Source organism: Thermogemmatispora sp. (assembly GCF_042408735.1).
Classification (GTDB): domain Bacteria; phylum Chloroflexota; class Ktedonobacteria; order Ktedonobacterales; family Ktedonobacteraceae; genus Thermogemmatispora.
The window spans coordinates 1-7,831 of record NZ_JBHOQV010000168.1; the positions used below are offsets into that span (position 1 = coordinate 1).

At 61.2% G+C, this 7,831-nt stretch carries 5 protein-coding genes; 3 read left to right on the forward strand and 2 right to left on the reverse strand.

Translation table 11 applies throughout. The features are described from left to right. The coding region (locus ACFMO7_RS18645) for an ROK family protein (protein WP_376796997.1) at positions 1-534 on the forward strand (534 nt) is incomplete at its 5' end. Positions 535-741: 207 nt separating this feature from the next. Here the strand turns inward: ACFMO7_RS18645 and ACFMO7_RS18650 are convergent. Together ACFMO7_RS18650 and ACFMO7_RS18655 are read right to left on the reverse strand one after the other, a co-directional pair. Continuing rightward, positions 742-2,451 (reverse strand): MDR family MFS transporter, encoded by a 1,710-nt coding sequence (locus ACFMO7_RS18650; RefSeq protein WP_376796998.1) that lies wholly within the window; start codon positions 2,449-2,451, stop codon positions 742-744. A 189-nt stretch (positions 2,452-2,640) separates the two neighbouring features. Further along, complete coding sequence (locus ACFMO7_RS18655) at positions 2,641-5,730, reverse strand: LuxR C-terminal-related transcriptional regulator (RefSeq protein ID WP_376796999.1); 3,090 nt, start codon at positions 5,728-5,730, stop codon at positions 2,641-2,643. Between the two features lie 385 nt (positions 5,731-6,115). Between ACFMO7_RS18655 and ACFMO7_RS18660 the strand changes: the two genes are divergently transcribed. Continuing rightward, positions 6,116-6,892 (forward strand): MgtC/SapB family protein, encoded by a 777-nt coding sequence (locus tag ACFMO7_RS18660; RefSeq protein WP_376797000.1) that lies wholly within the window; start codon positions 6,116-6,118, stop codon positions 6,890-6,892. 513 nt (positions 6,893-7,405) lie between these two features. Further along, positions 7,406-7,831, forward strand: a 426-nt coding sequence (locus ACFMO7_RS18665) for a hypothetical protein (RefSeq protein ID WP_376797001.1), incomplete at its 3' end; no start/stop codon positions are given.

Here is a 7,831-nt window from a genome sequence, read left to right on the forward strand (position 1 = left end):
GCAGCCCGCCGGCGGCGCAGTGCGGCCCTGCTGAGCGTGGGCACGGGGATCGGGGGAGCCTTGCTGCTTGATGGACGCATCGTGCGTGGAGTGCACGGGAGCGCTGGCGCTTTCGGCTGGCTCAACTTTGACTACCGTTGCGTCCCCGATCCCGATCACGGCTTTCTGGAGCGGATGGCCTCGGGAAGCGCCCTGGCAGGCCGCGCTCAGCAGCTTGAGCCTCCTTTGACCTCCTATGAGCTGATCGCTCAGGCGCGGGCCGGCCATCCCCCCTGCCTGAACATCGTGCGCGAGGTTGGGCACTTGCTAGGGCTGGCCTGCGCCTCCATTGCCAGCCTCTTTGATCCCGAGGTCCTGCTCTTTACAGGAGGACTGAGCGAGGCTTTCGATCTCTTCGAGCCTGTGATGCGTGAGCAACTACAGCGTTACGGAGCGCCTGGCGTGCGCACAATACCGCTGCTTCGCGCTCAGCTTGGGAGCGAGGCGGCGGCCTATGGGGCCTTGCGGGCGGCGGAGCGTCCTCGCTCCCTGTAGGTTAGGCCAGGACCCTCAGAGTATCCTCTCTCTCAGGGGCGGAGCTGGTTCATCGGCCTGGCTTGCTGGCTCGCGCTGGGGAGTACTCTGCTCTGGCTGGCCTTAGCTGCCGGCTCGGGGCGAAGCCGATGCAAGGGGGAAGGAGATCTTCCCCCTTGCATCGGTGGAGAAGGCAAGGGGGACTGATCAAGCTCCATCGGTACCCGGCTAGGTTGTCCGCCGTTCTTCCCGCTCGCGCAAAGGGGTATCTTTAAGGAGCAGGGCGAGTAGCATCACGATGAGGCTGAGGCCCAGCAGAACCAGAAAGCCTGCATGGAGGCCGGTGGCCAGGGCCTGCCGCTCGGCTGAAAAGATCTGCGTACAGAGAGCAGAAGCCTGGGCGGCTAACTTGGCAAGCTGTTGGCCGTGCTCTCCTCCGGGCGGAAGCTGGGCTGCCAGTGCCTGCTTGACAGCCTGGATGATCTGCTGCTGCTTGTGAGAATCGGTTAGCACCTGGGGGTCTGTGGCCTGGGCCAGCAAAGGATTGGGAAGCTGGTGCGCCGCCGCTGGTAGGTAGGAGGGCAGCTGATTGGCTGCCACGTTGGTCAAGAGAGTGCCCAACACGGCTGTGCCTAGCGACTGCCCAATCGAACGGAGGTAGCTCACTGCTCCTGTCGCTGTGCCCAGGCGCTCGCGCGGTACAGCGTTCTGGGCAGCCAGCATAAACATATTGGAGATCATTCCGCTGCCGGCACCTATCACCACGGTTGTCAGAACCACACTCAAGAGGGCGCTCGCTTCTCCCAGCGTTGCCAGCAGTGCTGTGCCTGCCAGCAGGATCAGAGAGCCGGCGATGCAGATCAGGCGATAGCGCCTGAGACGTGTCACCAGTACTCCCCCTGTGATTGAGCCGATGGTGACGCCGAGAAGAAGAGGAGTGAGGGCCGCGCTCGAACTGAGGGAGGTTTGAGCGAGCACGATCTGGATGAAGAGCGGAGAGTAGAAAAGGATGCCGAAGAGAATGAAGCCGTAGGTGAATGCCAGGGCCAGGGCAACGGCGAAGACCTGATTGCCGAGCAACTCGAGTGGCAGAATTGGCTCCGCTGCCCTGCGCTCGATCAGCAAGAAGGCTGCATAGAGCAGGCCGGAGGCGGTGAGGAGGCCAACGATCTGGATAGAGGTCCACGGGTAGGTCTCTCCCCCCCACGTAAGGCCGAGCAGAAGGCAGGTAGTGGCGGCGGCGGCGCTCAAGGAACCGGCAAGATCGAGCCGTTGGAGGACAGTTCCGCCGGATGAACGGCCTGAACGGGGAGAAATGGTCGCTGGGAGCCGGAACGTAACGAGGACCAGTGCCAGCAGCCCCAGAGGAAGATTGAGGTAGAAGATCCAACGCCAAGAGGCGTGCTCGGTAAGTGCCCCACCCAGCAAGGGGCCGATGATGGCGGCCAGGGTGCCGATGGCGATGAAGACGCCCTGCCAGCGTCCTCGCTCTGCGGGGGAGAAGATGTCTCCCAGAAGCGTTGACATCAGGGCTGTTAGAAAGCCAGCTCCGAGGCCCTGCAAGCCTCGGAAAAGGATCAGCTGGTTCATCGTCTGCGCCAGACCTGCCAGGGCCGAACCGAACAGAAAGAGCACAATACCGATGAGGAGAAACCATTTACGGCCAAATTGATCCGAGAGTTTCCCCACGATCGGAAGCATGGTCGTCATAGTCAGTAGGTAGGCAGTGCCGACCCAGGCATAGCTGCTGAAGCCGTGCAAGTCGCCGACGATCGTTGGCAAGGCAGTGGCAACGATCGTCTGGTCGAGGGCGGCCAGAAAGTAGAGCAACGCCAGAGCCAGGATCACTATTGCCAGGTTCCAGCCGCGCAAGAGCCTGTCGCCACCGATCTGCGAACTGGACCCTTGGGCCGTAGTGCCGCTTGTTCGTGTTTCCATCTAAGACGAGAGCCTCCTTTCGAAGTAAGCGGATAGGATGTATGCAGGGCTATGCAATTGCTTTGTCTGCCCTGGAGTCTAGTGCAAGGGGAGGAGGAAGCCATCATCTGAAAGAGGCATGAGAGGGACTATCTTCGTTCGGAAGGTGGTAGTGGCCACAGGTATGCGAGGTTCTCGGGCGCGGCTGGCTTAGAGTAGCTCTAGTTGGCGGGCCCGTGCGACGGCCTGCGAGCGGTTGGTCACGCCCAGTTTGGCCAGGATATGCTGGACATGGCGCTTGACAGTATTGAGGCTAATCACGAGCAAAGTGGCGATGTACTGGTTTGAATAGCCTGCTGCAAGCAGGCGAAGGATTTCCAGCTCGCGGGCCGTGAGAGGCTCACTGAGCGGTTGGTTGACGCCCGCTCGTCCCTGAGCGGCAGGCTGGGTCCCTGGCGGCTCTGCCCTCTGGACCAGAGCCGCCAGGATCTCCCAAAGGTAGCCGGGGGAGGCCTCGCTGTAGGGGGCAACATAGGCCAGCAAGCGCGCCAGGGGTTCACCCTCATCGGCGAAGAGCCGGAGGTAGCCCTCGGGTTCGGCCCTCTCAAGGACTACTCCCAGCGTCTTCAGGGCCTGCTTGATTCTGCCTTGGGCAGCGAGCGCCAGGGCGGTGAGCATCTGGATCTCTAGCCAGTAGCCGTGAAAGCCTTGCGCCAAGACAAAGGAGCGCCAGCGCTCCAGCAGTTGCAGGGCTTGGGATAGGAGAGCCTGGTTCCGCTCCGCTCGCCCGCTGGCAATGAGAATGCGGGCCACGGTCATGTATTCGAAGAAGTTGCTGCGCAGGGTAAGCGGGTCGTCATGGCGTAAGCCGCGCGCTCTCAGCCAGCGCCAGGCCAGGTCAAGACGACCGCAGGTCAGGACGAGGCGGGCATAGCGCGCCGGGAGTTGGGGGTGAGGGAGCTGAAAGAGGGATTGCTCGGCCTTGGAAAGGAAAGTGTTGCTGGCGCCGGTGGGGTCTTGGGCCAGGGCAAGCCGATCTTGCAGCCAGTGGCAGAGAGAGGCCAGCGGAGGAAAATCGATCTGCTCTGTCAGGTGGAGCAGCTCGGCTAGGAGTTGGGCGACTTCCGGCAGTCGGTTCCATTCGTACAGGAGCAGGGCCTGGCTGAGGAGCAGTATGCTGCGTGGCAGCGGTGGCAGTCTGGCTGGCTCTCCGAGTAGCCGGGTCAGTTCTTCGAAGCGTTGCCCCCACCTGCGCAGTTGCCCTTGAGCCTCATAGAGTTCGGTCAAGCCCCACCAGGCCAGGATGTTCAGCGGGTAAACGGCACTGGAAAGGGGGGCGAAGCTGATAGTAAGGAGCACCTGCTCAGCAGCTTCCAGTTCGCCGTGCATGCGATAGAAGGCGTAGAGGATCATCTGGAGAAGGAGAGCCATGAACTGACTCAGGGGCGTCTGGTAGGCGGAGAGTAGGCGCAGATCCTCCTGAAGCTGCCTGATCGCCTGGGGAAGCATATGGGTATCATTGATGGTAAAGGTGGTCACAACACGCCAGAGGATTAGTTGGCTCTGGAGGTCCTCCCGGTCAGGTAAGGCCGTCTGGCTCTGGAGCTGGGCCAACTGCTGCTCGATCTTGGCACTCGATCTGCTGGGCGAACGCTCTTCCACAGCCTGCTTCCAGAGGGTGGCGAAGGTGAGCAGGGGAGAGGCCGTCACTCTCTCCCTCGGAAGCTGGTCTAGCCAGCGGGCCAGGCGGGTAAATTTCCCTTGGGCGATCAGGGAGAGCAGTAACTCCTCCAGCAGCCCGACTGCCCGCTGCCAGTCGCCGGCTTGCAAGGCGTAATGACAAGCCTCCTCCTTCTCGCCACGACTGGCGTGCCAGTCGCTGGCCCGCCGGTAGAGCTCAGGCACTATCTCTGGCTCCCGCTTTTGTAGAAGGGCGCGTAGGGCTTCGGCGAAGAGTGGATGGTAGCTATACCAGGTTCCGCTGGCGTCGCAGGGGTTGAGCAGTAAATTGTTACGGTAGCAAGCAAGCAGACGGCGCTGGCCATCAGGCAGGCCGGTCACCGCTTCGCAGAGGGGACCAGTCAAACGCTCCAGCACACTGCTATAGAGTAGAAAGCGCTCTTCCTCTGGGGACAGGTGCTTCAGCAATTCTTCACTTACATATTCTAAGAAGAAAGGATGGCTGCCTGCTTGCTCTGTCAGCGAGGCTGGAAGCTGGCCCCGACCACGCATAGCCAGGGCCAGTAGCTGCAGGCTGATGATCCAGCCGCGTGTCAGTTCTTCCAGGTGCTGCTGCTGTTCGGCTCTCAGGTGCAGCTCCATTGCCTGCAGGAAGCGCTCGATCTCGCTGGGAGTAAAGCGCAGAGCTTCCAGACCGATTTCGGAGAGCTGGCCTCGGGCGCGCAGGTGCCCCAGGGGCAACGGTGGCTCGCTGCGCGTCCCGATCAGGAGGTGCAGCGAGGGGGGCGCGTGTTCGAGCAGAAAACTCACTGCTGCCTGGATCTCTTCGGCCCTGAGCAGGTGGTAGTCGTCGAGCACCAGGATAGTATCACCTGGCAGAAGGCGCGTCAGCTCGTTGATGAAGGAAGGTAGCACCGTGCTCCAGTCTGCGTCGGGGAAGACGAGGAGACGCAAGGGAGTCTCTCTTCTGGCAGAGGGTAACAGCGATGTGAAGGCTTCCAGCAGCGAGGCCAGGAAGCGCTGTGGATCGTTGTCGGCCTCTTCAAGGGTGAGCCAGAGCACGTGCCTGGAGGTGGTGCGCGCCCAGGCTGCCAATAGGGTGGTTTTGCCTGTTCCCGCTGGTGCTGAAACTAGCGTTAGGCGAGCGTTGACTAGCTGCTCCAAGAGCTTATCTAGGCGGGAGCGTGGCACATAGTGAAGAGGGAGAGCCGGCGGCAGGAACTTGGTCGCTAGTAGGACTGGCCGACTAGGGACACATTGCTGCGATGGAGATGACGCCCCTGCCGGCGCTGCTGCTGCGACGGGCGTCGGAACCGCTGAAGAAGCGACTGAGCTGCGCTGCAGAAGATAATGGGTCGCTTCACGCAAGCGCTGACGAGTCAGGTCCTGGTCACGCCCCAGATAGCACTTGAAAAGTCTTCCCTGGGTCCGTTTATAGGCGTACCAGTAGTGGCCACCGCGACGCTGCTCCCGACGGATGGTGAAGCGCTGGTTCCCTTCCTGATAGGTGAAGGCAGCGTGCTCTCTGAGCCAGGCGAGCCACTCTGGGCTCTCAATGGCAACTGGCTCGGTTCCTTCGGCGGGATAAAGCCGGGTCTCCACAAGGATGGGAAAATGCACCTGGGCTAGCTCTCCCCTGGCCCTCTCCTGCAACAGGCCAGATACTTGATGGGTAACTACCTGGGCAATTCTAGCAGATCTCTGGGTAACTCTCAAGGGACCCTCCATGGCTGTCTCCTGCGTAAGAAGAGAAAAAAGCGGGAGAGCTGTCCTATTCGCTTGACTTTCCTCTTTTCTTTTAGTTATATTTAACCGTAATATTTATAGAAATTTATTTTGTTTCTTTTTGATTATGAAAAGGCAAATTTCTATGCTGCTGTTTTGTCTGTGAACTCTCACTTGCTTGGGTTGCTGGGATAGGGGGGATGAGTGGAAGGTCCTCGTATCAGGAAACCAGCGGTAGTTGGGGGACTGGTGTAGTTCTTGCGGTAGGGAGAAGGGTGTCATGGGAACGGGTTCCTTTCTGTTGCGCCTTCTCGGCGCCCTGGTGTGTGGCGTAGTGATCGGTACGGAGCGCCAGGCTCGTCAGCGAGCTGCCGGACTCCGTACCAGTGCCCTGGTGGCAACAGGCTCGGCGATTTTTACGCTGGCCGCTACTTTTCTCCCTGGTGGCAATCGCCTGGCGGCTCAGGTAGTCTCTGGAGTAGGAGTGCTCTGTGCAGGAGTGATTCTGCGCACGGGAATGACGGTGCGGGGTCTCAATACGGCGGGGACACTCTGGTGTGTGGCGGCGACAGGTGTGCTGGCCGGTCTGGGACAGCTCCAGCTAGCGTGGCTCTGTGCCTTGTTGGTTGTGGGAACCCATCTGGTGCTGCGGCCTGTGGGCCATGCCATCGATCGGCGACTGGGGTCGTCAAGCGTCGGCCTCGGGAGCGGAGGAGCGTCCTGCTATGAGCTGCGGGTGATGGCGCGTCAGGGCGATAGCTACCGTGTCCGAAGTCTGGTTTGCTCCTACCTTGTCCAATGTGAGACCCTCGTTCTCTGGGCCTTTGAGAGTGGACGTGACCAGCGAACGGGCCAGGTGCTGTTCTGCCTGCGATTGGGGGCTGTAGGCGAGGCGGTCCGCTCTCTAGAATGGCTCTGCCTGCGCCTGAGCTTGCTGCCGGAAGTGCTTGAGGTCTCTTGGGCGCCAGAGGGCGCGCCTGGGGGGGACACTTGCCAACGGCGGGAGCTTTGTCCTCTCCAGGGAAGCTGGCCTTCTGATGACGGATCTGACTCCTAGATGATCGGTCCTCTGCTGGCTGGAGTATCTGACTGGCTTGGATAGCTGGCGAGCACGAGTGTGGACGAGGACGCGGGCGCCAGGGCGGGTAGGCCACAGCGTCAGGTGCGTGCTGTGAGACCAGTCATCTCGTTGGCTTGCCTCAGGCTGCCTGCTCGGGCAACCTGCCACTCTCGCTTTGGCTTGAGGGCGATGTCTGTATCCGTATCTATATCCGTGCCCGTATCGGCGCCCAGGTCGGGGCCTGTGCCATAGCAGGAGAAGAGATCTCCCCGGGCACGCCCCCACTGAAGCAATGCTGGATCCCCTTGACAGTCCTTGCCCAGGACCTTATGATTCACATATCAGTATAAACGGATATTTTGGTGAGTTGGATCTGGGGCCGGGGCGGACCTCAGTCCTGGATCCGCCTCCTTCCCTTCGGCTGAGGTGCTGGAAGAGGCCGCATGGGTGGCGGCGGGCCTGGCTGGCTTTTGAGGCAACTGGTTCTCGACTCGCCGACCCGCCCGGCGCGTGCTGCGGGTCGCGTGCAGGCTATTGCAGGAAGAAGATAGAAAGGAACTCCAGATGAAGCGCCGCGTGACCGGCTTGCTTCTGACGATCACGGGTATTCTGGTCTGCCCCTGTCACTTGCCGCTCACTCTGCCCTTGCTGGCTTCTCTGCTGGCGGGGACAGCCCTGGGCGCAGCCTTGCTTCAGCAGCGTCATCTGCTCGTGGCCCTGGCTACCCTCTACTTCCTGGGGGCGCTCATCATCGGTGGCCGGCTACTCCTTTGGGAGGGACGTCGTCCTGCTTGTCCCTCAGCGCTCTTGCCGGTCTACCCGACAGGGGCCTCTTCTGATCAGGGGCAGGGCGACCGGAGTCATTCTCGCGGGGCTGACGTTCCTTTGCAGGGCAGCTCGACCAGGGTCCAGAGAGCATTGTGGAGAAAGGAAGCA